Genomic DNA, 25,533 nt, shown 5'->3' on the forward strand with positions numbered 1-25,533 from the left:
CTTCATTACGCCGGCTGACGGTCCAGCTCACGTATCCGCTCTCCCTTCTCTCTTTTGCCGCCTGTGCTGTTCTGGCTCTGTCTGTTCCGTTTTCAAGTTTCTCCTGGCTCCTCCTCTATCTCTTTCCCATCTGAAATCCTTCCCCCTTTTCCTTCTCCACCTTCTTATCTTTTTCTTATTTTTTCTTGTTTTATCTTATCTTGTCCCTATCTTTCCCTTTCTTCACCTGCCGGCTCCGCCTTCTTTTCTCTTGTCTGAATGATCCCGCCTGCTGTCCATGCGCCGTCCTGATTTACCTCGTATCCATCCGGCGTCACTGTCCCTTCTGCCATCCGCCCTTTCGTGCCATCGGACTCGGTATGGAAGAAATAACATTCCTCTCTTCTGTCTCCATCCCGATCGATCCACTGCCAGCCGGTCACCATGCGGCCTCTGCTTCCATCTGAATAGGGCCAGAGGTAGTAGACGCCCCCATCTGTATCTTTAAACCAGCCCGTCATCATATGTCCTGCCTCATCAAACCGAAACCAATCCACTGTGCTCTGCCCCGGAGCCGCATAGGGATTATAGATATAGGCCCACTCGTTTCTGAAGCTGCGGTTTCCTGATGCAAATGTCCAGTATCCGTCTTCCGTATACTCCCAGCTTCCCGAAATACCTTCCGCCGCAGCAGCCGGCCCGGATGCAGAGTCTGCCGGAAGACCCGAAATATCTCCCAAACCAGAGGGTCCGGATGATGAACCGCCTCCGGACGATGAGCCTCCTTTACCGGAGGAGGAACTTCCTCCAGATGAGGAACTGCCTGAGGAATACGTCTGATCATCTACGCGGAATGTCAGCTTTACGCCGATCCGATCGGCCATTGTCCCATCCGGGCTTGAGGCGATAATCTCCGCGCTTGTCTCCGCTGCCGGCGGGTATTTTTTCAGAGCTTCCCTGATCCATTCTGCACTCACTGAACCATCTTCATTTACAGCGGCAGGAACTGCCATCCCTCCCTCTGTCACAGTCAGAATTGAAGGATCACTGCTGGTCCATACGGGCTTTTTCTGTCCCTGTGCCGTGTAGACTGCGGCTGCAACCTGTTTTCCCTCCGTCCCGCTCCAGGTCAGCACAGGATTGGACCGGCGTCCTTTCCTGGTCAGAATAATCTCAAAATCTTCCTTCTCCCGATCTGCTTCTACGGCCTCTGCCTGAAAATGGAGCGCTACCTGGCAGACTGCAGCCTTTTTTTCGTCCTCTGTCTCTGCCGTGACTGTCACTGTTTTTTCTGCCCGGTATGGAGCCTTCTCCAGCGCTTCCTTGATCCAACCGGCATCCTCATTGACAGTCAGTGTTCCGTCTTTCACAGATACCGCTTCCGGATCGCTGGAAGTCCACAGGACGGTTTTGTTATACGGCTCATGCTTCCCGCCTGCCGCAAGCTCAGGAAGTACAGAAGCTCTCAGCGTATCTCTTACCCCGAATCCCGACTTTTCGCGTATTCCGGAACGGATATCCCCTTCAAACGCATAGGAGAGGGGATAATCCAGCTGTGTCCGGTCGAGACTGATTCCCTCCGGGTGAATTACTGTCTGATCATCTGTTTTGAACCGGACTGTCACCTGACAGTCGTCAGTTACCACCCCATGAGTCTGATCCTCTGAGATTGCCGTGACCGTTTCTGTCACGGCTCCGCTTCCAGACAGCTTCAGATATCCTCCGTCTGCAGCCTTCCTTCCATTGTCTTCATTGACAATGTTCTGAATCCAGGCCGGGTGGTTCTTTCCCTCTGAATCGAAAACTGCCGTCACCTCACAGCTCTGCCCATTCTGCCCCTGAGGGGTAAGAGAAAGTATTTTTTCTCCTTCTCTGGTCTTCCATGTCACATTTTGGTAAAACGGCTGCGGTGGGTTCAGACTAGCATCCAGAACATACGGCGAATCAGCCACATAGGTTTCCGTGGGATTTTTTCGATCTCCCGTCAGCCTTCTGGTTATATCGAGGGTCAGGCTGGTCTGGTTCAGCGTCAGCCCTTCCACCCGAAGTGTAGTCTGATCGGAAATCTGGAAAGAAACCTTTATCCGGCAGGTTCCCGTCACTGCCTGGTTGTCAGCGCTCGTTGCCGGGTTTGTGGACGCCGTCACAACGGCTGAGTCTGTGTATATGGTATTTCTGATCGGCTCCCGGTAGCCGCTGTCTGCCTGGGCCTTCGTCTCTCTGGCCAGAATGGTTTCAATAAAGTCAGAGTCCATATTCGGAAGCACTCTGGCGTCCTCTTCGGTGTATCCGCCTTCCCACCCGTCAGCAAACTTAACCAGATCCGTGTTGTCAATCGACCACAGCACCGTCCGATCAGCCGAAGAGCCCTGTCCATTGTGCTCTGCATGGACTGACACAGGAATTACCTGCACCTGAGAAATATCACTGCCGTTTATGTATTTTGCTATCAGCGTGCCCTCCTGGTTTCTTACCTCTGTCGTAATATCCGGATTCTTCCTGTCGCCGGAACGGATCTGTCTGATGGAGATCTCTGTCTCCTTCGGCGTCATGGCCAGCTGTGTCGTCACCTTAACGTACTCTGCATTCAGCTCCGTATTGGCTTCTGGCATCTCAAAGGAGTAGGAGCCGCCGTTTATGTAGGTCATAGGCTGTCTCTTCCCGTTTTCGTCTGTGTAGGTAGGGGGCTTAACCTTTCCCGGCTCATTCTCATCGTATACCATCTGGTACCTGTTCCCGGCCTGGTTTTTGGCTGCTGTGGCAACGGTCACCGTACATCCGGGCGCCACGGCGGACGGGTGCTCCTTGTCTATCTGCCTGTAATAGCTGTTGTTCGTGGAGGAGATGGCCGTCATAACTGCCACATCACTGTCATACGTTCCATTGGCATTTCGGGCATCTATTCTGGGAATGGAGACGAGATAGCCCCTCACCGGCTCTCCGCTGTTTCCCGGTGCATAGTGATCCAGGTTAAAGGCTCTGTCCTTCCAGAATTCATCCAGGCTCTCCCCCAGCTTCTGTGTGATAATATGCTGAACCGCATCCTCCAGCTCCTCGTAAAAGAAGCGATCCTTTCCGTCCTCCTCCCTGGTTCCGGCTACCAGACAGTACCTCCTCTGATAGTCTGTAAAGTATCCGATATGGGCATCCATTGTCCAGGAATTGTCATCTGCAATGGAGGAGCCAATCACATGCTTTGCCTGAGCCGGAGTTCCGGCAAAGAGAAATGCCACATTGTCCTGGCGTCCCGTGCCATACCGGAAACCGTTTTTTGGATCCCTGGTTCCGATAAAGGTTCCCTCATGGGAGGCAGCACCGTTTCCCGTTCTCCCTATGTCGCCCTCGAATCTGGCGCCGATCAGATTTCCTGATTCATAGAGTCCTGTCATGCCTCCTGCTGCCCTGGACCCGCTTCCGCCTATGGTTCCCGCTGTACAGACATTGTAGATATCCGTATCGTTCTGCCTTCCGGCGATTCCTCCCACATATCCCTTTCCCTGAATCCGGCTGCTGTCTCCGTCAAGGGTGACGGCCTCTGAATCCGCTATCACTGCCTTCTGGACATTGCCGGCAATTCCTCCGACAAAGCTGTTCCTCCCTTCAGAATTGATGATCACATTGTCCGCTCTGCAGTTTTCAAGCACTGCCCTTTTCGTTTTGCCCGTTACTTCACCTGCTATTCCTCCGGCGTCCCCGCCGGCATAGACGGAGCCCGACACGGAAACATTGCAGATCACCGACTGACCCTCAGCGCAGCCTGTAAGCACTGCTACATTATCGCCTCCGGAGATCTCCTCAGCTTCCAGATTCAGATTGCGGATCTGGGCGTCCTCTATCCGTCCGAACAGCCCAAGATAGGAATATTCCTGACCAGGCTTTGCAAATTTCAGCCCGGTTATCGTATGTCCCGCCCCGTCAAAGTTTCCCATAAAGGCAGTTCCCGGCTTTCCTCCCAGCTCTGTACGGCTCCTGAACCATCCGATGGGATTCCAGCTTCCTCCGTTCAGCTCTAAATTTTCGATATGAATATCCTCCTGCAGTTCAAAATAAACGCCGGAAAAACTGTTTCCCCGGGCCACTGCCTCGGACAGCCCCATAAGCCCGGAAAGATCCCTTATCATAAATGGATTTTCTTTTGTCCCCAGGCCTTCCCAGTCCATGTCAGCCCCTATCCACTCGTCCCAGAGATCCCCTGTGGCAAGGCTGAGCAGAGAAGGAGAAAATTCCTGTCCGAAAAATTCGCTGCAGGCCTTAAGAAACATCTCTTCATGCTCAGAGATCCATAGGAGAAGCTGTTCCCTCTGTCTCTCCTGCTCCTCCCCTTTACTGTTCTTTAGAATATCCAGTATCTGCTGCCAGAGTGCCTCTTCCTCACAGTTTTCCTCAAACCATTTATCAAAGTCCAGGCTTCCGATCTCGGGCATAGTTTCTGGCCCGTCAGTTTCCTCCTCTTTCAGATCACTCTCTTCCTCACCCTCTTTCCCTGTTTCCTCTTCTTTCTCTGTATCTTTTTCCGCGTCTGATGGCGACGCATCCTCACGCTCTTCCTGGTTTTTGCCAGTTTCCGCCTCCCCCCTCTCAGGCAGTGGTTTCTGCTTCATCTGTTCATCCGCTGCATCAGAAGGCGAAGCTGTCAAAAATACTTCTCCTCCTCCAGCCTCCTCCCTGTTCAGCATAAGCGCAGAAGCCTCTTTCCTGTTTTCATCTGCCTGTGCCGGTACTGCCATTCCTGCTGCCATGGCAGCCGTAAGCATCCAGGCAAGTCCTCTCTTTGCAAACCATCGTTTTCTCAATCTCTCATTCCTCCTCTTCTCCCTGTTCTGTGTCCTTCCTGCTGCCTGCTCTTTTGTCCCTTTCTTTCCTTTAATCCTGCGGCATGACAAATGCAGGCCTCACCCCGAACGCCGCCGTCACATCCAGCTCCTCGTCTCCGGTTCCTCCCTCCGGCTTCACCCTCTGAGGGTGAATATTCCCCCGTTCCAAATCCACCCCATAGACGAAGCCCGTGTCAGGATTTTTTCCATCCCCCATAGGGCTTCTGAGCCAGTATCCCTTAGAAAAGGCCGAGATCTGACTTTCCGGATTGTCCCTGCTCTCTCCCTGAAATTTCCACAGAAAATCCCTGTATTTCAGCGCCTCGTCTACAGAGAGCAGGAAGAGCTTCCCCGAGAGCTTCTGATCTCCAATGGAATAGGGCGCAATACTGTTTGACCGGAAATCTCCAAATTCGCCCTCCGGTGTTTCTCCCATATACGCCGTGTCGTTTCCCACCTGAACCGTCTTTGCCAGATAGAGCTCCTGTCCGGCCTCATCCAGCCACTTTCTTACTCTGGAATATTTGTAATCACTGCTGTCCCCAAAATTTACAAGCGGCCCCGGCTGGAATACATATGCGTGGCTTCCGTCTGCCTGTTCCTCCAGAACGTAATCTGAGCCATAATTGGCAGGAATTACAGCTGTGCATAAGAACAGGGCTCCGGCCTCACCCGTCTGTCCTCCTGTATAATTTCGGTCAACGCAGCTGAACAGATATTTCCCGCCCTGCAGTTCACACTCCTGCAGGTCTCCTGTCTCCCAGTGAATTCTTTCCGTTCTCCCCGCATCCGGCTTTTTGAGCACAATCGCGGGCCGTATTCCATAATCACTGCCATCGGGATCCACAAGCTTTAGAGAACCGTCCAATCCAGCTCCCCACACTTTTCCCTCCCCGCTGTCACGCAGCAAAAAGGCTTCTCCTGAAATACGCTCCCGGTATTTCAGGTATTCCTCTCTGGACAGACTCATAGCGTAATCCGTCTCTCCATTTTCCGGTATCTCAATCCCCACAAGACTTCCCTGAAGGGAAATGCCATTCTGAATCCCGTCCCTGAAATACTTCCGTACCTGGCTGTCTCTGTACTCCGTTTCCCCATATCCTCCAAACCATTCAGCCTCCAGTGCCTGGTCTGACAGATAGAGCATTCCTCCATCTCTAAGTTCCGGAACATATTCCCTGTAATCCTCATCAATACAGGTAAAGGTCAGCTCCCTTCCTCCCAGGCTGACCCTGATTTTTGAGCCTGCTTCCTGATAAAAGGCTCTTGTCCTGCATCGGTCGCAGACAGAATCTCCATTTTCATCTCTGTGGCCCAGAGGAGCGGTATAAATTTTTCTCTCCTGCCCTGTCCTCCGTCCCACGTACAGCGCAGTTCCCCTGGACAGACAGGACGCCTCTGTTTTCCATCTCAGCTCCCAGTTATCCCCTCCCGAATCTTCCCGGTCCGTCCCGCGCAAGACGCTCATTCTGGCAATATGCCACACATCTTTGCCTATCCTCAGCTCTGCTTCCTCACAGTTCGAGTACACCGTGCCCTCTCCAAACCATTCTGCCAGGGCTGTTCCATTCGGCGAAAAATTTCTCCCGAATACATAGAAGGCAGCCTCCTTCCCCTCGTCGATCTGGGCTGCAATGCTGATAACCCGGCTGTCATTCTCCTCCTGTCCGGAAACGATAAACCGGGTGTCCGGCACAGACTCTGCCTTCTCTCCTGTAATAAGACTTTCGCACTGCCTCGCCTTTTTCAGAAACTCCGAAAACTCATCACCTTCCTCCATCGGCCCCATGTTCCGTTCCTCCTGAAAAAGCGCATTCTGCGGACTGGCTGTACTGATTTCACCTGTCTTCAGGTCTGCTGTCAGCAAAGCCGTCTCCCTGGGGGCCTGGGACGCCTCTGCGGCTGATGGAGGGCTCCATATGAATCCCAGAACCACTGTCAGCCCAATGCACCCTACTGCCCTGGCCGCTTTTTCTCTCACGTCTCCTGTTTCATTTTTCACCGCTGCTCCCAAAGCAGAGAGCAGCTTTAAACATTTCATGTCCGCCTTCTCTTCCTCCTCTCTCTTCTCTGCTCCATTTTCCGTTTTCCAGCACAGCTTCTCAGCGCCTGCAGGCAGATTCAAAGCTGACTGCACTCCCTCCCGGCAGAATTTTGCCGGAATTTTTTTACGCTCTTCCATGTCTCTGTTGGAAAACATCTGTTTCGATACTCTGAATTTTAGGCCAGATCTGGCCGGAACTAATCGAGAGTGAACACTCTCGGAAGTTACGTTTATATTATCACTTTTTGGATGATATTTCAACCTTATTTTAGAATTAAATGGTTAGAATTTAAAATTATTTAATATAATTTTTTATATTTGTTTTATTATACAGAATATTTTTAACATTTTACGCAAACACTGTATTTTCTTCTGCCAGGCAGGCGAGGAATCTCCATGCAAGGGAGCTGCTGTGGAAAATTTTCAGAATCCTGCCCATACACAGAAGGAGGAGGCCCGTTTCCTGTGCCCCCTCCTTCTGTTCTTTTATCTTCTTTTCTTTTATTTTCTGAGCTGTTTTCTTTTCCCTTGTATTTCCCTATTCTTCTGCTTTCTGCTCTTCTTCCTGGGAAACCTCAATTCCGAGCTCTTTCAGCTGCTTTTCGTCAACCGGAGACGGAGCCTCTGTCATCAGACAGGATGCATCCTTCACCTTCGGGAAGGCGATCACGTCGCGGATGCTGTCTGCACCAACCATGAGCATGACCATACGGTCAAGGCCGTAGGCAAGGCCGGCGTGAGGCGGAACTCCGTACTTAAAGGCCTCTAACAGGAAGCCGAACTGCTCGTTTGCCTGTTCCTTTGTGAAGCCCAGCACTTCGAACATCTTGGACTGAATGTCGCTCTGGTGGATACGGACGGAACCGCCGCCCATCTCCGTACCGTTTAACACGATGTCGTAGGCCTTTGCGCGGACAGCTCCCGGATCGGTGTCGATCAGAGCCAGATCCTCCTCCATAGGCATCGTGAACGGATGATGCATGGCCACGAAGCGGCCCTGCTCCTCCGAGTACTCGAGAAGCGGGAACTCTGTCACCCACAGGAACTTAAAGTCATCCTTCTTTAACAGGTCAAGCTGTCTTGCCAGCTCCAGACGCAGGTTTCCGAGTACGTCGAACACAACCTTGTCCTTATCTGCGGCAAATAAAAGCAGATCGCCGGGCTTTCCGTCCATAGCCTTCACCAGGGCTGCCAGCTCCTCCTCTGTCATGAATTTTGCAAAGGAGGACTTATAGGAGCCGTCCTCAAGGACAGCCAGATAAGCCAGTCCCTTGGCGCCGAAGCCTTTGGCAAACTCAACCAGGGCGTCAATCTTCTTCCTCGGCATTCCTGCCTGGCCCTCTGCGTTGATACCCCGCACGGAGCCGCCGTTTTCCAGGGCGCTCTTAAATACCACGAACTGGCAGTCCTTCACTGTTTCCGACACATTTTTAAGCTCCATTCCGAAGCGGAGATCCGGCTTGTCGGAGCCAAAGCGGTCCATGGCCTCGCGCCAGGTCATTCTCTGAATCGGGAGCTGTAAGTCAAAGCCGCAGATTTCCTTGAACAGCTTCTTAAGCAGTCTCTCATTGACATCCAGCACATCGTCCACATCCACAAAGGACAGCTCCATATCGATCTGTGTAAACTCCGGCTGTCTGTCGGCGCGCAGGTCCTCATCCCTGTAGCACCTTGCGATCTGGAAGTAACGGTCATAGCCGGAGCACATCAGAAGCTGCTTGAACAGCTGGGGTGACTGGGGCAGCGCATAGAAGCTGCCGGGATGCACACGGCTTGGAACCAGGTAGTCTCTGGCTCCCTCAGGTGTGCTCTTGATAAGGGTCGGAGTTTCAATCTCCAGAAAGCCCTCCTCTGCCAGAAATGCTCTTGTCAGCGTTGTGACGCGGCTTCTTGTCATCAGATTCTTCTGAAGATCCGGCCTTCTCAAATCCAGATAGCGGTATTTTAATCTCAGCTCCTCCTTGGTCTTGGAATTCTCCTCAATAGGGAATGGCGGTGTCTCAGACTCGGAGAGGATCCGCAGGGCATTTGCGCGGATCTCGATGGCTCCTGTCTTTAAATTCTCATTGACAGCGCCGGAACGGGCCTCCACCTTTCCAGTAACTGCGATTACAAACTCACTTCTGAGCTTTTCTGCCTTGGCAAAGCTCTCAGAGCCGCAGTCTGCCTCCTCGAAAATAATCTGAAGCAGCCCGGAGCGGTCTCTTAAATCTACGAAGATAATTCCGCCCTTGTTTCTGCTTTTCTGGACCCATCCCATTACGGTGACGTTCTCACCGATATTTTCTGTGGACAGCTCTGTACATCTGTGGGAACGCTTCAGTCCCAGCATTGATTCTGCCATGATATGTTTCCTCCTGAACTTTGTGTATCTATATTCATCTGCAGAAGCCTTTCCGGCACATCCCTCCGGCACAGGCCTTCCGCATACCTGAACTTCTGCTTAACCAGAATGCTGTTTTTGCTTTTTTAAAGTTTCATTTCATTGGATGCCTGGTCTGCCTCTTACTTTAAGGCTTCTCTGTAAAACTCCTTAAACTCTGTGTAGCCGTCCTTCTGGAGCTGCTCCTTCTGGAACTTCTTGTTTTTGTTCATCTGGGCTACCAGCACCTGAACGCCTGCCTTTCTCTCCTCGGATGCCTCCTTTAACACCTGGGAAAGCTTCTCGCTTCCGATGTTTTTTTCAAAGAGGTATGCCTTCTTTCCTGACGCAGCCGGAACCTTAAAGCCATTGTCGAGAAGGATGGTGACAATTCTCTCAAAGCCGATGGAGAATCCGCAGGCCGGAGTATCCATGCCTGTAAACTTTCCGATCATCTTGTCATAGCGGCCGCCGCCGGCTACAGAGCCGCCGAAGCCCTCCATGGACACCTCGAAGATAGTTCCTGTATAGTATCCCATTCCCCTCACCAGAGTCGGATCAAATTCAATGCCAAACTCTGCCTCAGCTGTGGATGAAACTGTCTCCATAATATTTGCCAGCCCCTCAGCGGTTCCCTCCTTCAGTACCCCCTTCAGGGTTTCTCCGAGGGCGCGCACGCCTGCCGCATCATTTTTTACAGATGCCAGGAGCTCTCTGTAGCGGTCTACGCTCTCTTTTGCATAGCCCATCTCCATCAGCTCAGCGGCAACCCCGTCAAGGCCGATCTTATCCATCTTGTCCAGGGTGATAAACACCTTGTCGCAGTCATCCTCCGGGAAGCCGCAGTAGGATGCCATGGCCTTCAGAAGCTCTCTGTCATTGATCCGCACGGTAAAAGAATTATCGGGGCAGATACGGGACAGGGCGGTGGTTGTGGCTGTGATAAGCTCAATCTCTGCCAGGGAGGTGGGATCTCCTAAGATATCAATGTCGCACTGCACAAACTGTCTGAAGCGTCCCTTCTGTGGGCGGTCAGCACGCCAGACGCTTCCCACCTGAAGAGCCTTGAAGGGACTGGGCAGGTTTGCGGAGTTATTTGCATAGTAGCGGGACAGAGGAAGGGTCAGGTCATAGCGCAGACCTCCGTCCACAACGTCGCTCTCCTCCCTGGCTGTCTCCAGGTTGAGCTTCTCGCCCCTCTTTAAAATTTTGAAAATAAGCTTCTCATTGTCCCCTCCCTGCTTGCTGGTCAGGTTTTCAATGTGCTCCACGCACGGAGTTTCTATAGCTGAAAAGCCGAAGCTTCTGTAGGTTTCCTTGATCTTTGCGAGCACGTAGTCGCGGATTTCCATTTCTGCCGGTAAAATATCCTTCATCCCGGTTACTGGTTTTTTCTTTAAAGCCATGGTATTCACTCCTGTTTTCTATTCTGCACGCCCCGGCGGGGGCGGTCTTCTTCTGCGCCGCGAAAAAGCGGTCCGCCACAGGGCCGTCTCTTCAGCGGCAGGCCGGCTAAAGAGCCGTCTATGTTACATAGTAGCAGACATTTCAGGGATTGCAAGTCTTTTTATCAAATCCCTCATCCCTCCAGCTGGCGGATCAGCTTTTCCTTTCTCTCAAGCATCTCGTCCACCCGCTCGATATACTGCTCCACTTCCTTCACATTTTCCGCCCTCTCAAGGCGGTTTTCTCTTGGAAATACCACCTTTGTGGTGGTTCCGGCGCCGCAGGCCATAATGGTCTGCTTCTCCTCCATGATAAGAATATTGTAGATACAGGCCTTGCCTGGAACGCTGTAGCCCACATTCTCAAAATTCCCCGCCATGTTCTTCTGGCGGTAGAGATAGTAGGGCTCCATTCCCATCTCCCTCGCATAGCGGGCCGTCATGTCGATCATCTCCTGGGTCCCCGTTATTTTCAGGTTCCCGTACCGTTCTCTGAACATGTTGAGCCGCGCAGCCCTCTTGATGGCCAGGGAGTGGACAGTCAGGCTGTCCGGACGAAGCTCCTTGATCTGCTCCATGGTATTTCGGACATCCTCCTCGTCCTCCTCAGGAAGCCCCACGATCAGATCCATGTTGATGTTGTCAAAGCCCATCCTTCTGGCAAGGCGGAAGGTTTCCTTCACCTGCTCTACCGTATGGCGGCGCCCAATCAGATCCAGGGTTTCCTGCTTCATGGTCTGGGGATTGATGGAGATTCGGGTGATCCCGTGGTTTCTCAGAACCTGAAGCTTCTCCTCTGTGATGCTGTCCGGCCTTCCTGCCTCCACCGTAAACTCCTTCACCTGATCCATGGGGAAGGTTCTCTCCACCTTATCTAAAATGGCATCCAGATCCTCCGGGCTCAGGGAGGTAGGCGTCCCTCCTCCGAAGTAGACGGTGTCCAGGGGACGTCCCTTCATCTTCTCCGCCACATAGTCCATCTCCCGGAACAGGGCGTTCAGATAGAGCCCTGTCCTGCCCTGCCACTTTCCTATGGGAAATGAGGTGAAGGAGCAGTAAAGGCAGGTGGTGGGGCAAAACGGGATGCCGATATAGAGGCTGTACCCGTTTTCATAGTCCACAGCGGAAAGAAGCTCCTTCTCCCGTCTGGCCACGTCCAGGCTCAGCTGGATTTTTTCCCTGCTGGTCAGGTAGGTCTCCCGCATATAGTCCCGGATCTCCTCCTCTGACATCCCCTCGTAAAGCCTTGTGAGGGCAATCTTGGTGGGGCGGATGCCTGTAAGGGTTCCCCAGGGAAGGGTTCTTCCTGTGAGCCCGCTCATCAGCCGGTAGAGCTCCCTCTTGATCCGGTTCTTCGTCTCCAGGCGGTCCCCGTCAAGTATCTGCACGCAGCCTTTCCCGGCAGCCTTCCAGGAAGGAGCCGCTGCCTCCTGTACCATGCAGTCCTCCCCGTCCCCTTTTGCTCCGGCCGGCGGCGCGAAGGACTGCCCATTTTCGTCTGCCCGGGTTTCCACACAGAGACAGAATTCATCTCCCGCCCGCTCTCCTCGGACAATCAGCTTTGCCTCTGAGACGGCCTCCTCTTCCTCGTGGGTGAACTTATTCCCCGGACAGAAGGCCATCAGAAGCTCTCTTATATCCTGTTCAAATGAATTATCGCTAAGCAGTATTCCAATCATTTTTTCTACCATCCAATATCCCTCTGCCTGTATATCACATCCGCCCGAAGGCCGCCTTCTCTATTCCAGCAGCTTTCCCTTATAGGGCGCCAGCGGATTATATTTTTTCTCATCCCCGATGGTTGTATAGCCCAGATGTCCCGGATATACATTCACATCATCGGGAAGCTCAAACAGCTTGTCGAGCACAGAGTGGAGAAGCTGCACGGAACTGCCTCCCGGCAGATCCACACGCCCGTAGGAGCCCTCAAACAGAGTATCGCCTGCAAACAGAGCCTTTTCACTCTCCACATAGTAGCAGCAGGAGCCTGTGGTGTGGCCCGGTGTGCCAATCACCTGAAACTCATATCCGATCATGGAAAATTTCTCCCCGTCTCTCAGCCACACATCCGCCTCTTCGCGGATGATGGTTCCCAGAAGGCTCTTTGACAGATTCAGGTTCTCGTCTGCCAGAAGCTCCCTCTCCTGATCCAGGGCATACACCTTCGCCCCGGTGGCCTTTTTCACTGCCTCCAGACCTCCGATGTGATCGGAATGGCCATGTGTCAGGAGAATGGCCTTTGTCTGAAGTGAATCACGCTTTAAGGCCTCCGCAATCAGCTCCCCCTGATCTCCCGGATCAATGACAACAGCCTCCCTTGTCTCCTCGTTTGATACAATATAGCAGTTTGTCTGCACATAACCGACTGTCAGCTTCTTAATCTGCATCTGTCTGTTCTCTCCTTTTCCCTCTCTCCATTTTCTTCTGCCGCCTCTCAGGCCCTGGAAGCCGCCTCTGAACCCTGCTCCCGGTCAGAGGGCACGGCATACTCTTTATACAAACACAAAGAGAAAACTGCTTATCCGGCAGTTCTCTCAATGTCTATTACGCCTTCAATCTGTCTCAGCTTGTCGGCCAGTTTATTCAGTTCCTCTATTCCGTGAATGTCGAAGGTCATCATAATCGTGGCCTTCCCCTGCTTGCTGGTTCTCACATTCATGGATTTGATATCAATCTGCCGTTCCGTAAACACCTTGGACAGATCCACAAACATGCCAATCCTGTTGTTTGCAAAAATCTTGATCTCCGTGGTGTACCGCTCTTTTCCTGTCTCGTTTCCAACCGGCTGCTGCCACTCTGCCTCGATAAGCCTTGCCTTCTCGTCCTCCGGCAGGTTGATCACATTGATGCAGTCTGTCCTGTGAATGGAAATGCCGCGGCCTCTCGTCACAAAGCCCACAATCTCGTCTCCCGGCACCGGGCTGCAGCACTTGGAAAACCGCACGGCCAGATCGTCGATCCCCTTGACCACAATGCCGCTCTTGGACTTGCCCGGAGCGATGACGGGAACCTTGTTTCCGTCCCCGATGGAATCGAGGATGGTGGCGTCTGTTTTCTCCTTTTCCAGCTTCTTCGTCCTGGCCTCGAGCATCTTGTTGATTACCTGGCCCTCCTTGAGGCCGCCGTGGCCGATGGAGGCGAGGACGGAATCCCAGTCCTTGAAGGCATACCGCTTCATGACCTTTTCCATAAACTCGGGCTTGTTAATCTCAGAATAATTGATTCCCTTGTTCCGGCAGTACTTGTCGATCATGTCGCGGCCCCGGATAATATTGTCCTCCTTGAGCTCTGCCTTGAACCACTGGTTAATCTTATTCTTGGCCTGCGTGCTCTTGACAATCTTGAGCCAGTCGCGGCTGGGTCCCTTGCTGTTCTGGGAGGTCAGAATCTCAATTCTGTCGCCGTTCTTGATCTCGTAGTCAATATTGACTAACATTCCGTTGACCTTGGCACCCACCATCTTGTTTCCCACCGCGCTGTGGATGGAGTAGGCGAAGTCGATGGGGGTGGAGCCGCTGGGAAGGTTCTTCACGTCGCCGGACGGGGTAAAGCAGAACACGCTGTCAGAAAACAGATCCAGATCGCTTTTCAGGGAATCCAGAAATTCCTTGTTGTCCGACATATCCTTCTGCCACTCCAGAATCTGGCGCAGCCACGACAGCTTCTCCTCCGCGCTGTCCATGGCCGCCTTCGTGCTTCCGCTCTCCTTATACTTCCAGTGGGCTGCAATACCGTACTCAGCCACACGGTGCATCTCATAGGTGCGGATCTGAATCTCAAAGGGCTGGCCGCTGCTTCCGATCAGAGTCGTATGTAAGGACTGATAATTGTTGATCTTCGGCATGGCGATATAGTCCTTAAACCGGCCCGGTATCGGCTTATACAGCTCGTGGATGACGCCCAGAGCCGCGTAACAGTCCTTCACCGTATCCACAATAATCCGCACGGCGAAGAGATCGTAGATCTGATCCAGGGTTTTATTCTGCTTCACCATCTTTTTGTAGATGCTGAAGAAATGCTTCACGCGCCCATCTACCTTGCACTCGATTCCGGCATCGTCCATATGGCTCTTCACCTCATCGACAATCCCCTTCACAAATGCCTCCCTGGCATCCTTCCTGAGGGAGATCTTTTCTGACAGCTCATAGTAGACCTCCGGCTCCAGATACTTGAGGGCCAGATCGTCAAGCTCTGTCTTGATCCTGGAAATTCCCAGCCTGTCAGCGATGGGGGCGTAAATATCCATGGTTTCCCTGGCCTTTTCCCTCTGCTTTTCAGGCTTCATATACTGAAGGGTGCGCATATTGTGAAGGCGGTCGGCCAGCTTTACAAGGATTACGCGGATGTCCTTGGCCATGGCCAGGAACATCTTTCTCAGGTTCTCCGCCTGCATCTCCACCTTGTCCTTGTCCCAGGAAATATTGGTCAGCTTTGTGACGCCGTCCACCAGAAGAGCTACCTCGGCGCCGAACTCCCTGGCCAATCCGTCGGTGGTCATCACCGTATCCTCTACCACATCGTGAAGGATTCCGGCCACGATCGTTTCCTTGTCAAGCTCCAGGTCAGCCAGGATAATAGCCACGCAGAGGGGATGGATGATGTATGGTTCACCCGATTTTCTCTTCTGATCCTTGTGGGCTTCAAAGGCCAGTCTGTATGCCTTCTCCACCATCGAAATATCATCGGACGGATGATACCTCTGGATGCTCACAATCAGATCCTGATACAGCTCCTCCGGGCTCGTAAAGTCTGCCGGCTGCTCCAGCTCCCTATCCAGTTTTTTCATCTGATCCATCTTTTCCATACTCTGCCTCCCAGCTTCAGGCGTCTGCCCCGTTTTCCCTCTGTCGTTTGTGTCGTAAAATCCAGCCTTCTGTCACCCGGCGCAGAGCCGCGTCCAGGCATCCAGGGCGGTTTTCACGGCGGCCGGCACCTGAACCGGCCGCCGACTCCGTTAGAGAATTATCACTATTATAAATTTTTTTGTCGGAAAATGCAATTATTTTCTGTTCTCCCGGATCTGAACCCGATTTTAAACACGTTTCTGCCCTTCCGGCGGCCGGCTTCCGCCAAAGGTCAAACAGCTGTTTTTCAGATCCTGCCCCATTTCATCTCATTTATTCACTCTGGTGTGAAATTCCCTGAAACGGCGCCCATTTTATTCCCGCATCGGCTCTCTTATAGCCTGTGCTCCTGTCCACCGGGCTTACATACTCCCCCTCTCCCAGATACGCTCTGAGATTTCTGCAGCTTATCTCCACAATCCGGTCCAGGGTGTATTCCAGATGGAATCCTCCTGACACATGGGGCGTAATAATCACGTTTTCGCAGTCCCAGAGAGGGCTCTCAGGCGGCAGCGGCTCAGGTTCCGTCACATCCACGCCTGCTCCCAGGAGGTATCCCTCCCTCAGCGCCTCGGCCAGGGCGTCTGTATCCACAGCCGTTCCCCTCCCCACATTGAGAAAGACGGCTCCTCTCTTCATGGAGTGAAGCATTGCGCTGCCGAACAGCCCTCTGGTAGCCTCCGTACCAGGAAGGCATGACGCCACTATATCGGCCTTTCCGAGCTCCTCCTTCAGCGCGTCCATGGTATAGAGCTCATCCACACAGTCAGGCTTTTCGTGGATCGTTCTCCTGATTCCCACAATATAGCTTCCGAACGCTTTCATCCTCACAGCAAACTCCATCCCGATGTCTCCAAGGCCCACAATCAGGACCCGGCTCCCGTAGACAGACCTCACCATCCCCTCATCCTTCCACAGATGCTGCCTCTGGTTTTCCAGATATTTGGGGAATTTTTTCAGAAGGCTTAACACCATTCCCACCATGTGCTCTGAGATGGCGAGCCCGTATGCTCCCGTGGCATTTGTCAGAACCGTATCTACCGGGAGCACCCCCTCTTTCGTATACCCGTCTGTGCCGGCGCTGCTTAGCTGTACCCAGCCAAGGTTCCTGTTTCTCTTTAAAAGCTCAGGCGGAAGATTTCCGATCACACCGTCCACTGTCTCTATCAGCTCCCTGATCTTTTCCATGTCCCTCTCACAGAGAAGCTCAGCCCCCGCAGCAGCCTCTGCAAGCCTTCTTTTATGCCCCTCTGTCACCGGCAGCGTCACTAAAATTCTTCTTTCTGTTCTCCTCTGCTCTCCCATGGTTCCACTGCTCCTTTCTTTTCCTGTTTCGCCGTATCCTGTCTGTTTCTGCCTGTCATAACAGCAGAGCCGGCACTTTGCTTTTCTTTAAAATTTTTCCTTTAAGATTTGTCTTCCTTACGGAAAATGCCGGAATGCCTCATTTCTTTGGCATTCCGGCATTTTGTGCCTACTTACCCTCGTACACAATCAGGGATTCCACCTGATATTTTTCCAGCTTCTTTCTTCCCTCAAGGCCTGCCAGCTCCATGACAAAGCAGATCCTTACAACCTCTCCTCCAAGGCTCTCGATGAGCTTGCAGATCGCCTCCATGGTTCCTCCTGTGGCAATCAGATCGTCGATAATGACAACCTTCTGGCCCGGCCTGATGGAATCCTCATGCATCTCAATCTCCGCGCTGCCGTATTCCAGATCATATGCCATGGAAACGGTCTTGCAGGGCAGCTTTCCCTTCTTTCTCACCGGCACGAATCCCTTGCGGGCAGCATAGGCCACCGGCACTCCGAAGATAAATCCTCTGGACTCCGGTCCCACTACCACGTCATAGTCCACACCCTCCAGTGTTTTCAAAAGGCCGTCCACAGCCAGATGAAGTCCGTCGGGATCCTGCAGGATCGTGGTAATGTCCCTGAAAATAATCCCCGGCTCCGGAAAATCCGGAATGCTTCTTACATACTCTTCAAGTTTTTTCATGGTCTGTTTCCTCCCTGTATCTGTTATTTTATATTACATCAACTGTTTTATCATTCCTCTTTGCAGAGCAGGCGCCTCTCTCCTATGCCTGCTGTTTCGTTTTTTCCAGGCTGTCCTCCTGAACGGCGAGCCTTTGTCTGTACACGGCTATGGCCCTCCTCATGGCATCCTGCCCCGGCGCTCCGGCAGTCACCCTTCTCCTTACGCAGTTTTCCATACTGATGGCGCTGTAGACATCCTCCTCAAACACAGGGCTTACCTTCCTGTATTCCTCCAGAGGCAGTTCATCCAGGGAGCATCCTCTCTCAATGCATAAAAGCACCAGACGCCCGATAATCCCGTGGGCATCCCGGAAGGGAACGCCTCTGTTCACCAGATAGTCCGCAGCGTCTGTGGCGTTGGTAAAGCCGTTCTTTGCACTCTGCTCCATCACATCTTTTCTGAATGACATGGAAGAAATCATGCCTGTAAACAGAGCCAGACTTCCCTTTACCGTGTCGATGGCGTCAAAGGTCAGCTCCTTGTCCTCCTGCATATCCTTGTTGTACGCAAGGGGAAGCCCCTTCATCGTTGTGAGAAGACTCACCAGGGCACCGTACACGCGCCCCGTTTTTCCGCGGATCAGCTCCGCAATGTCGGGATTCTTCTTCTGGGGCATAATGCTGCTTCCCGTACTGTAGGAGTCGTCCAGCTCCACAAACCGGTACTCGTTTGTATTCCAGATAATGATCTCCTCACAGAACCGGCTCAGATGCATGGAAATGACAGAAAGCGCGCTTAACAGTTCGATGAGGTAATCTCTGTCAGACACAGAATCCATGCTGTTTAAGGTTGCCCCGTAAAAGCCCAGCAGAGAAGCCGTGTATTCCCGTTCCAGGGGATAGGTGGTTCCCGCCAGAGCACCTGCACCGAGGGGGCAGTAGTTCATCCTCTCCCGGATGTCATGAAGCCTTGACAGATCCCGGAAAAACATCTCCGCATAGGCTCCCAGATGGTGAGCCAGGGTGATGGGCTGGGCCTTCTGGAGATGGGTAAAGCCCGGCATGTAAGTATCCAGATTTTTCTCCATCATATCTACAAGCACCTTTAAAAGTCCCCGCACAAGGCTGTCCAGCTCGTCAATCTCATCTCTTGTGTAGAGCTTCATATCAAGGGCCACCTGATCATTCCTGCTGCGCCCCGTGTGAAGCCGCTTTCCCGCCTCTCCAATCCGTTCAGTCAGCTGACTCTCCACAAAGGAATGGATATCCTCGTACTCCGGCGTAACCGTAAGGGTTCCACTCTCCAGATCCCTCAAAATTCCCTGCAGCCCCTCTGTGATCGCTTCTCTGTCCTCTTCTGAAATGATTTCCTGCCGGGCTAACATCGTCACATGGGCGATGCTCCCCTCAATGTCCTGACGGTACAATTTCTGATCAAAGGAAATAGATGCATTAAAGTTGTGCACCAGCTGGTTTTCTTCCTTCGTAAAACGGCCTCCCCATAATTTCATGGCAATTCTCTCCTTTATCCCTGCTCCTGGGCCTCTGCGCCCTCCTGCGAATGTTTCTCTGTATTTGTCTGTCCCTCTCTCTGCAAAGCTGAGAGCTGGCTTTCTTTTTCCTGCCGCTGCCCAGATTTCTGGCTTCTGGCCCTTTCTCTTCTTTTTCTGTCGTACATCTGCTTTCTCTCGCGCTGCTTTCTGGCATGGGAAATGCCAAAGGCAGCAGCCAGAACGGCCAGGGAGCCGAGGGAAATTGCAGCCCCCATTTTAAGTCCCTGGGGCATATAATGCATCTCAATCACATGGCTTCCGGGGGACAGCTCAATTCCCATAAACGCGTCAAACAGCTTTTTGGCAGTTTTTTTCTCGCCGTCCACAGTTATGCTCCATCCCTCGTCATAGGGGATAGACAGAAACAGCGTTCCTCCCGCCTCCGTCTCCACGCTTCCCTTGAGTCTGCTGTCCTCCCAGACAGTCAGTTCAAGGGGACTCTGGGCCAGCTTTCTGTAGACATGCTCCAGGGCAGCCTCATTGTAGCGGTACAGGCGGATTCCCAGATCCTCACTTCCCTCCTCATTCTGGAAGGTCAGCGTCTGGCCTTCATCTACAAGTCCCACTTCAATCAGATAGCCTCTGTTTACATTGTCAAAGGTCTGTTCTTTCTCTCCTTTTTTCAGAGACACCTCTTTCACCTGTCTGTTGGAGACGTAAGCATAGTACTCTCCCGGCTCCTCCGGTGTATAGATTAAACTGGGCCCGCTGCCGAGCCCGCCAACTTCCATAAGCACATCCGGCGCGTCAAACAGACCGCACAGGGAATTCTGCACATCAGCGGGATTTACCATGTCAAGCTGCCACTCATTTTCCATGATATCCGGGATCAGAAATCCCAGAGGCAGGGTATACCGGTTGGCGTACAGGTACACGCCTCTGTAATCCTGAATATACTCCACCCGGGGATTTCTCTGCTCCTCCGGATAAAATGCATATTTCACCGACAGAAGGCAGTCCACCAGAGGCGTGCTTCCCGTAATGCTGTAGGCATTCGTGGAGGCCTCGCAGCCCATGTGCCTCATGAAATCCGTCACATCCGCGCTGGCCACCGAGGAAAACAGAGAGACTGAAGGAAAGTGCATCCACGCACCGTCGTTTTTCGTCCTCTGATCCGTCTTTTCAACTCTGTAAAATCCCTCCTGCCCCTTAAGACTGTCAGCCAGAATCTCAACCGCCTCATTGTCCTGCGTGTACGCAGTTCTGCTGGTAGTGGTGACGCTGGTGCAGGTCGTATTGACCGCCGCCTCCACACTGACTGTAAGAAGAGCCAGAAGCATAATCAGGGCCTGTCTGCCCCGCCATCTCTGGCCGCATCTCTCCCTGCTGCTCCTGTAGAGGAAAATCAGCCCTGTGTAGAGCGCCAGGAAAAAGATCGCCCCGTAAAATACGGCAAAGTGGTAGGCCTCGTCCCCTTCCATGAATTTCTGTGCCAGGAGGACAAAGGACGCGGAGCCCCAGAAGGCCACGGACACGCTCCTGGAAGAAATTCCTTCCAGATTGGTATAGGCCCTGCAGCAGACAGTCAGCATCAGCGCAATGTAGATAAAGGACTGTCTTGCAGGAAGGCTGTTGGGATAGTGAAAGCCATGCCAGATAAAATTCAGCACATTGATGGAAAAGCTGGCAAGGAAAAACAGCAGAAGCGTACAGTAAACTGCCTTTTCCTTAAGTTCAATTTTCCTGCAGGCCAGATACAGCAGAAAAAACATAAGCACAGCCACGCCGCAGTAGATGTTCGGCCAGTGATTAAGACCGATTTCCACCTGTACATTCCCGATATGGCGGGCCAGCATATCCAGGATGGAGAAGTAGCTCTCCGCCGTTTCCGGAAAGCTCATCTCTCCTGAGGCAGTGCTCTGCAGAGCATAAATTTCAGGCAGAAGCACAAAGGCTGCCAGTCCTCCGGCCAGCAGGGAATACCCGGCAAACAGTCCGATGGTCTTCCCCCATCCGTCCCTGAAGCTGTCCCAGTCGAGAACCGCCAGGGCAATAAAATACAGCACCATGAAAATACAGATCATGATGGAAATATAGTAGTTGGACAGAATCGAAAGTCCCAGGGCCACGCAGTAGAGAAGCCCTTTTTTTTCACTGACCAGTCTCTCAAGCCCCAGCAGGATCACCGGAAACAGCACAATGCAGTCCAGCCACATGATATTCCAGCTGTAGGCCGCCATATACCCGGATAGGGCATAAAAAATACCGAAAAAACACGTCCCAAAGTCGGAAGTTCTGCAGTGCTTTCTCAGATACCAGGTAAAGGCAAGGCCTGCAAGTCCGATCTTCAGCACGATGGAGCCTGTCATAAATTCGATGATAAACTCCTTTGGGCAGAAAATGATCAGCCAGTTCAAAGGGCTCGCCAGATAATAGGCATAAAGCGCCGCAAAATTAACTCCCAGCCCTATATTCCAGCTGTAGAGCAGGCTTCCTCCCTGTGACAGCTTGTGTTTAAACTCTGAAAAGAACGGAGCATACTGGTGGTACATATCCGTCCTCAGAAAGCTCTGTTCTCCAAAAGGGAAGATTCCGCGCTGGGCAAAAATAATAATCATGATTATCACAGGGATCAGGAAGGCCGCTGCGTAACAGTCTCTCGCCCTCAAAAGTCCCGGGCGATCCTCTTCCTGTTTCCGGCTTCTCTCCGGATACCGTTCCCTGGCGCCTAAAACGGCCGCCTTCTGACCTTCCCTCTGACCTCTGCCAGGCCTCAGTCTGTCCTCTGTGCCGTTTTCCGGCTTTCTCACCCGCCGCTGGCTGGCTGCAGCCTCTTTTATCCCGGCGGGTTCCATTTCGTCCACCCGTCCCTCTTCTCTGTCCGGACCGGTATCTTTCCTTTCAGCCGCTCTCTCCTCGTTCTGTCCCGGTTCCCTGTCTGCCCCTGCAGCCACCTGATTTAAAACCCTGTCAAACTCCCTGGAAATTCCGGCTATCTCATCTTCTCTCATAGAACCTCCAAATTTCCTATCTCGCTTCCTGCTTATTCCTGAAAATGAACAGCTTGCTGAGCACATAGTTCAAAACAAGAGATACCGCAGATACTGCGATCTTTCCGATCAGATTCGGCCATCCCAGGCCATTTACCATGATCTCCATTCCGGCAATCGTGATGACTCCTGTAAAGAGCCTGCATGCCACGAAGGACGTCAGCTCATTCAGCAGCTTTGCCGGATGTAAGGTTTTGCTCTGAAACACATAAATCTTATTGGTAACAAATGCAAACAGGACAGCGGCCACAAACGATATGGTCTGGGAAAATACAACGGAGTACCCCATGTAGTAAAGGACAAAATATCCCACCCAGTCTACCGCTGTGGTCAGCACACCGAAGATAAAGTAGGACACGGTTTCCCTGTTCACAAACTTTGACCACAAGGCTTCCCATAATTTTCTAATCATATACTTTCTGCTTCCTCTGCTCTCTTTTTCTCTTTTTTCTTTTCGTCTTATCTCTGTTATCTCTGCCTGTATGTCCGGCGCCTGAACGCCGCCTTTTATTGTAATGTTTTTTTCTGCAAAAAGCAAGGACGGGAGCCTGTTTTCTCACATGTTCCCGCCCTTCTATTTTCACGCCTTCAAACGGATGGATAAACAAACGCCCATGTTCCATCCCAGGCCGTACGGCCTTTCACATCTGCGTTTCTGGCAGAGCTCTGCCAAATTCTGCCTGAATTAAAGCTCGCTTAACAGCTTCTCCACGCTCACCAGCTTCACGCACAGTGTGAAGAGCTCTGTTGCTGTGATCAGATCCTGAAGCGGCGGATAGGAAGGAGCAATACGGATGTTGCTGTCCTTCGGATCCTTTCCGTATGGATAGGTAGCGCCTGCATCTGTCATGATCACACCTGCCTTCTTGCACTTGGCCACAATCGCCTTCGCGCAGCCCTCTAAGGAATCAAAGCAGATAAAGTATCCTCCCCTGGGCTTTGTCCAGCTTCCAATCTCCAGACCGCCCAGCTCCCGATCCAGGATCTCCTCAACAGCCTCAAACTTCGGGCGGAGAATATCAGCGTGCTTCTTCATATGCTCTACCATTCCATGAATGTCCTTAAAGAAGCGCACATGGCGCAGCTGATTTACCTTGTCATGTCCGATGGTCTGGATTTTTAACTGCTTCTTGATGTCCTCCAGGTTATTCTGGGATGTGGCAAGAGCCGCAATTCCGGAGCCCGGGAAGCTGATTTTGGAAGTAGATGCAAACTTGTAAACCAGATCCGGGTTTCCGGCTCTCTTGCACTCTGCCAGAATCTCTGTCACCTGATCCTGCTTGTCCTCATATAAATGATGGATTCCGTATGCATTGTCCCAGAAAATTCTGAAATCCTTTGCAGCCGGCTTTAATCTCGCCAGACGGCGTACCGTCTGATCGGAGTAGGAGACTCCGCTTGGATTGGAATACTTGGGAACACACCAGATTCCCTTGATTGCCTCATCCTTTGCAACCAGTTCCTCCACCATGTCCATGTCAGGACCGTCCTCTGTCATCGGCACATTGATCATCTCAATGCCAAAATATTCTGTAACCGCAAAGTGTCTGTCGTAACCGGGAACAGGACAGAGGAATTTCACCTTATCCAGCTTGCACCACGGAGTATTTCCCATAATTCCATGTGTCATAGCACGGGAAATCGTATCGTACATTACATTTAAGCTGGAGTTTCCATAGATAATCAGATTAGATGCAGGCACCTCGATCATATCTCCGATCAGTTCCTTGGCCTCACTGATTCCATCCAGCACGCCGTAATTGCGGCAGTCTGTGCCGTCATCACAGGTGAGATCGGTGGAGCTGTTCAGCACATCCATCATGCCCATGGAAAGGTCTAACTGCTCTGCAGACGGCTTTCCGCGGGACATATCAAGCTTTAACCCCTTTGCCTGGAATGCCCGGTACTGTGCGTTCAGTTCATGGCTGAGTGCCACTAATTCTTCCTTTGTAAGTTCGCTGTAAGGCTTCATTCCCTCTAAATCCTCCTTGTTATCAGGCTCTCTCGGCCATCTTATTCTAAAAAATTCAGTCTTTCCTATTTATCATATCAAAACGCAGTTTTATTGACAAGATTTTTTTGCAGGCTCCTTTTGCTTTTAAATCTCTTTTTGACCGTGGATTTATACCTTTTTACGTTGCACAGCTTTCCCATCAATGGTATAATGACCCGAAGCGGATCCTATTACCGGGGCAGATTTCAGCTCCTGCTGTATAAGTCCCGGCACTTCGTCCCGCCTAAGTCTCCCTATCCGAAGGATATGGAGCCTTCCCTATCCCATAGACTAGAGAAAAGAGGCCTGCGCAATGAGTTCAGAGTATCTGCTGGTGGACGGCTACAATATCATATTTGCATGGACAGATTTAAAAAAAATTGCAGAACAGAATATCGATTCGGCCCGCACAAAGCTGCAGGATATTCTCTGCAATTATCAGGGCTTTAAAAAATGCAATGTGATCCTGGTATTTGACGGCTACAAGGTAAAGGGCAATCCCGGCTCAGTCATCAAATACCACAATATCCACGTTATATTCACAAAAGAAGCGGAAACGGCAGATCAGTACATAGAAAAGGTCACCCAGGAGATCGGACGCCAGTACCATGTGAGAGTTGCCACCTCAGACCGCCTGGAGCAGGTGATCATTCTCGGAAAGGGAGCCGTCCGCATGTCAGCCAAGGACCTGGAAAAAGAGATACGTGAAACGGACGCTGTTATCAAAAAAGAGCATCTCGACAAGATCAAGAGCTATAAGATGCGTCTGTTCGACTACGCCGATCCGGCCCTGCAGGAATATCTGGAACGCCTGCGCCTGAACCGGGATACGGACGGTGAGGAGTAAGTCCCGACTTTTCTAATCCGCTGTCAGGGCAGTTTCGGCATATTCATCTGCCAAACACTGATATCATAAAAATAACTTCAGGAGGTGCTCACCTATGTCTTTAGCTGAGCTTTTTATTCTTGCAGTGGGAGTTTCCATGGATGCTTTCGCTGTCGCAGTCTGTAAAGGACTTTCCATGAAACAGTTGAACTGGCGCCATGCCGTTATAATCGGAGTCTATTTCGGCGGATTCCAGGCAGGAATGCCGTTTATCGGCTATCTCCTGGGCTGGCATTTTAAGGACGCCATCACCTCGGTGGACCACTGGATCGCTTTCGTGCTCCTGGCAGCCATCGGACTCAGCATGATTCGGGAATCACGCTCCAAGGACGAGGATGAGGAATCACTGGACGCATCCGTTGACTTCAAAACCATGTGCGTCCTCGCCCTGGCTACCAGCATCGATGCCCTGGCAATCGGAGTCACCCTCTCCTTCCTAAATGTTGACATCGTTCCGGCAGTGTCCTTTATCGGCATCATCACCTTCTCCCTGTCCATCGTGGGAGTAAAGGCAGGAAATGTATTTGGAATACGATACAAATCGCGGGCTGAGCTTGCAGGAGGTACGATTCTCCTTCTCATCGGCTCCAAAATTCTGATTGAGCATCTGTTTTTATAAGACAGATGCTTTTTTCATATAACC

The 25,533-nt window shown here is 51.9% G+C and carries 15 protein-coding genes; 2 read left to right on the forward strand and 13 right to left on the reverse strand.

Annotated elements, in window-relative coordinates; translation table 11 throughout:
• Window positions 1–206: 206 nt before the first annotated feature.
• The 13 genes from LK436_RS13945 to LK436_RS14005 all read right to left on the reverse strand — a co-directional run bounded on the left by LK436_RS13945 (window position 207) and on the right by LK436_RS14005 (window position 23,983).
• Window positions 207–4,772: a hypothetical protein gene (locus LK436_RS13945; protein ID WP_147594707.1), complete on the reverse strand. Its 4,566-nt coding sequence runs from the start codon at window positions 4,770–4,772 to the stop codon at window positions 207–209.
• A gap of 70 nt (window positions 4,773–4,842) precedes the next feature.
• The gene (locus LK436_RS13950) at window positions 4,843–6,918 is read right to left on the reverse strand and encodes a hypothetical protein (protein ID WP_227910080.1); all 2,076 of its coding nucleotides are present in this window, start codon (window positions 6,916–6,918) and stop codon (window positions 4,843–4,845) included.
• Window positions 6,919–7,375: 457 nt separating this feature from the next.
• Complete coding sequence (gene aspS / locus LK436_RS13955; protein WP_044930317.1) at window positions 7,376–9,181, reverse strand: aspartate--tRNA ligase; 1,806 nt, start codon at window positions 9,179–9,181, stop codon at window positions 7,376–7,378.
• Between the two features lie 161 nt (window positions 9,182–9,342).
• The gene (gene hisS, locus LK436_RS13960) at window positions 9,343–10,605 is read right to left on the reverse strand and encodes a histidine--tRNA ligase (protein WP_008394940.1); all 1,263 of its coding nucleotides are present in this window, start codon (window positions 10,603–10,605) and stop codon (window positions 9,343–9,345) included.
• Window positions 10,606–10,778: 173 nt separating this feature from the next.
• Window positions 10,779–12,335 (reverse strand): coproporphyrinogen dehydrogenase HemZ, encoded by a 1,557-nt coding sequence (gene hemZ / locus LK436_RS13965; protein ID WP_008394939.1) that lies wholly within the window; start codon window positions 12,333–12,335, stop codon window positions 10,779–10,781.
• A 48-nt stretch (window positions 12,336–12,383) separates the two neighbouring features.
• Window positions 12,384–13,031 (reverse strand): MBL fold metallo-hydrolase, encoded by a 648-nt coding sequence (locus LK436_RS13970; RefSeq protein WP_008394938.1) that lies wholly within the window; start codon window positions 13,029–13,031, stop codon window positions 12,384–12,386.
• Between the two features lie 131 nt (window positions 13,032–13,162).
• Window positions 13,163–15,448 (reverse strand): RelA/SpoT family protein, encoded by a 2,286-nt coding sequence (locus LK436_RS13975; RefSeq protein WP_008394936.1) that lies wholly within the window; start codon window positions 15,446–15,448, stop codon window positions 13,163–13,165.
• A gap of 313 nt (window positions 15,449–15,761) precedes the next feature.
• The gene (locus tag LK436_RS13980; RefSeq protein WP_008394934.1) at window positions 15,762–16,793 is read right to left on the reverse strand and encodes a D-2-hydroxyacid dehydrogenase; all 1,032 of its coding nucleotides are present in this window, start codon (window positions 16,791–16,793) and stop codon (window positions 15,762–15,764) included.
• Window positions 16,794–16,962: 169 nt separating this feature from the next.
• On the reverse strand, window positions 16,963–17,487 hold the full coding sequence (locus LK436_RS13985) for an adenine phosphoribosyltransferase (RefSeq protein WP_008394933.1): 525 nt from the start codon (window positions 17,485–17,487) through the stop codon (window positions 16,963–16,965).
• 82 nt (window positions 17,488–17,569) lie between these two features.
• Window positions 17,570–18,979, reverse strand: coding sequence for an argininosuccinate lyase (gene argH, locus LK436_RS13990; protein ID WP_008394932.1), 1,410 nt, complete (start codon window positions 18,977–18,979; stop codon window positions 17,570–17,572).
• A 14-nt stretch (window positions 18,980–18,993) separates the two neighbouring features.
• A complete protein-coding gene (locus LK436_RS13995) occupies window positions 18,994–21,972 on the reverse strand; it encodes a YfhO family protein (RefSeq protein ID WP_008394931.1) in 2,979 nt (992 codons plus the stop codon).
• 16 nt (window positions 21,973–21,988) lie between these two features.
• Window positions 21,989–22,423 (reverse strand): GtrA family protein, encoded by a 435-nt coding sequence (locus LK436_RS14000; protein WP_021966143.1) that lies wholly within the window; start codon window positions 22,421–22,423, stop codon window positions 21,989–21,991.
• 273 nt (window positions 22,424–22,696) lie between these two features.
• On the reverse strand, window positions 22,697–23,983 hold the full coding sequence (locus LK436_RS14005) for an aminotransferase class I/II-fold pyridoxal phosphate-dependent enzyme (protein ID WP_008394928.1): 1,287 nt from the start codon (window positions 23,981–23,983) through the stop codon (window positions 22,697–22,699).
• A 334-nt stretch (window positions 23,984–24,317) separates the two neighbouring features.
• On the opposite strand from LK436_RS14005, the gene LK436_RS14010 reads away from it, so the two are divergent.
• Window positions 24,318–24,851: an NYN domain-containing protein gene (locus tag LK436_RS14010; RefSeq protein WP_008394927.1), complete on the forward strand. Its 534-nt coding sequence runs from the start codon at window positions 24,318–24,320 to the stop codon at window positions 24,849–24,851.
• A 94-nt stretch (window positions 24,852–24,945) separates the two neighbouring features.
• Window positions 24,946–25,509 (forward strand): manganese efflux pump MntP family protein, encoded by a 564-nt coding sequence (locus tag LK436_RS14015; protein ID WP_008394926.1) that lies wholly within the window; start codon window positions 24,946–24,948, stop codon window positions 25,507–25,509.
• The last annotated feature ends 24 nt before the right edge of the window (window positions 25,510–25,533 follow it).

Origin of the sequence: Clostridium sp. M62/1 (assembly GCF_020736365.1) — a bacterium.
Taxonomy (GTDB): domain Bacteria; phylum Bacillota; class Clostridia; order Lachnospirales; family Lachnospiraceae; genus Otoolea; species Otoolea saccharolyticum_A.

Excerpts from the sequence above, each read along its gene's own strand:
- aspS (WP_044930317.1), bottom strand. The coding sequence starts at position 9,181 with ATGGCAGAATCAATGCTGGGACTGAAGCGTTCCCACAGATGTACAGAG.
- hisS (WP_008394940.1), bottom strand. The coding sequence starts at position 10,605 with ATGGCTTTAAAGAAAAAACCAGTAACCGGGATGAAGGATATTTTACCG.
- hemZ (WP_008394939.1), bottom strand. The coding sequence starts at position 12,335 with ATGGTAGAAAAAATGATTGGAATACTGCTTAGCGATAATTCATTTGAA.
- LK436_RS13970 (WP_008394938.1), bottom strand. The coding sequence starts at position 13,031 with ATGCAGATTAAGAAGCTGACAGTCGGTTATGTGCAGACAAACTGCTAT.
- LK436_RS13975 (WP_008394936.1), bottom strand. The coding sequence starts at position 15,448 with ATGGAAAAGATGGATCAGATGAAAAAACTGGATAGGGAGCTGGAGCAG.
- LK436_RS13980 (WP_008394934.1), bottom strand. The coding sequence starts at position 16,793 with ATGGGAGAGCAGAGGAGAACAGAAAGAAGAATTTTAGTGACGCTGCCG.
- LK436_RS13985 (WP_008394933.1), bottom strand. The coding sequence starts at position 17,487 with ATGAAAAAACTTGAAGAGTATGTAAGAAGCATTCCGGATTTTCCGGAG.
- argH (WP_008394932.1), bottom strand. The coding sequence starts at position 18,979 with ATGAAATTATGGGGAGGCCGTTTTACGAAGGAAGAAAACCAGCTGGTG.
- LK436_RS13995 (WP_008394931.1), bottom strand. The coding sequence starts at position 21,972 with ATGAGAGAAGATGAGATAGCCGGAATTTCCAGGGAGTTTGACAGGGTT.
- LK436_RS14000 (WP_021966143.1), bottom strand. The coding sequence starts at position 22,423 with ATGATTAGAAAATTATGGGAAGCCTTGTGGTCAAAGTTTGTGAACAGG.
- LK436_RS14005 (WP_008394928.1), bottom strand. The coding sequence starts at position 23,983 with ATGAAGCCTTACAGCGAACTTACAAAGGAAGAATTAGTGGCACTCAGC.
- LK436_RS14010 (WP_008394927.1), top strand. The coding sequence starts at position 24,318 with ATGAGTTCAGAGTATCTGCTGGTGGACGGCTACAATATCATATTTGCA.
- LK436_RS14015 (WP_008394926.1), top strand. The coding sequence starts at position 24,946 with ATGTCTTTAGCTGAGCTTTTTATTCTTGCAGTGGGAGTTTCCATGGAT.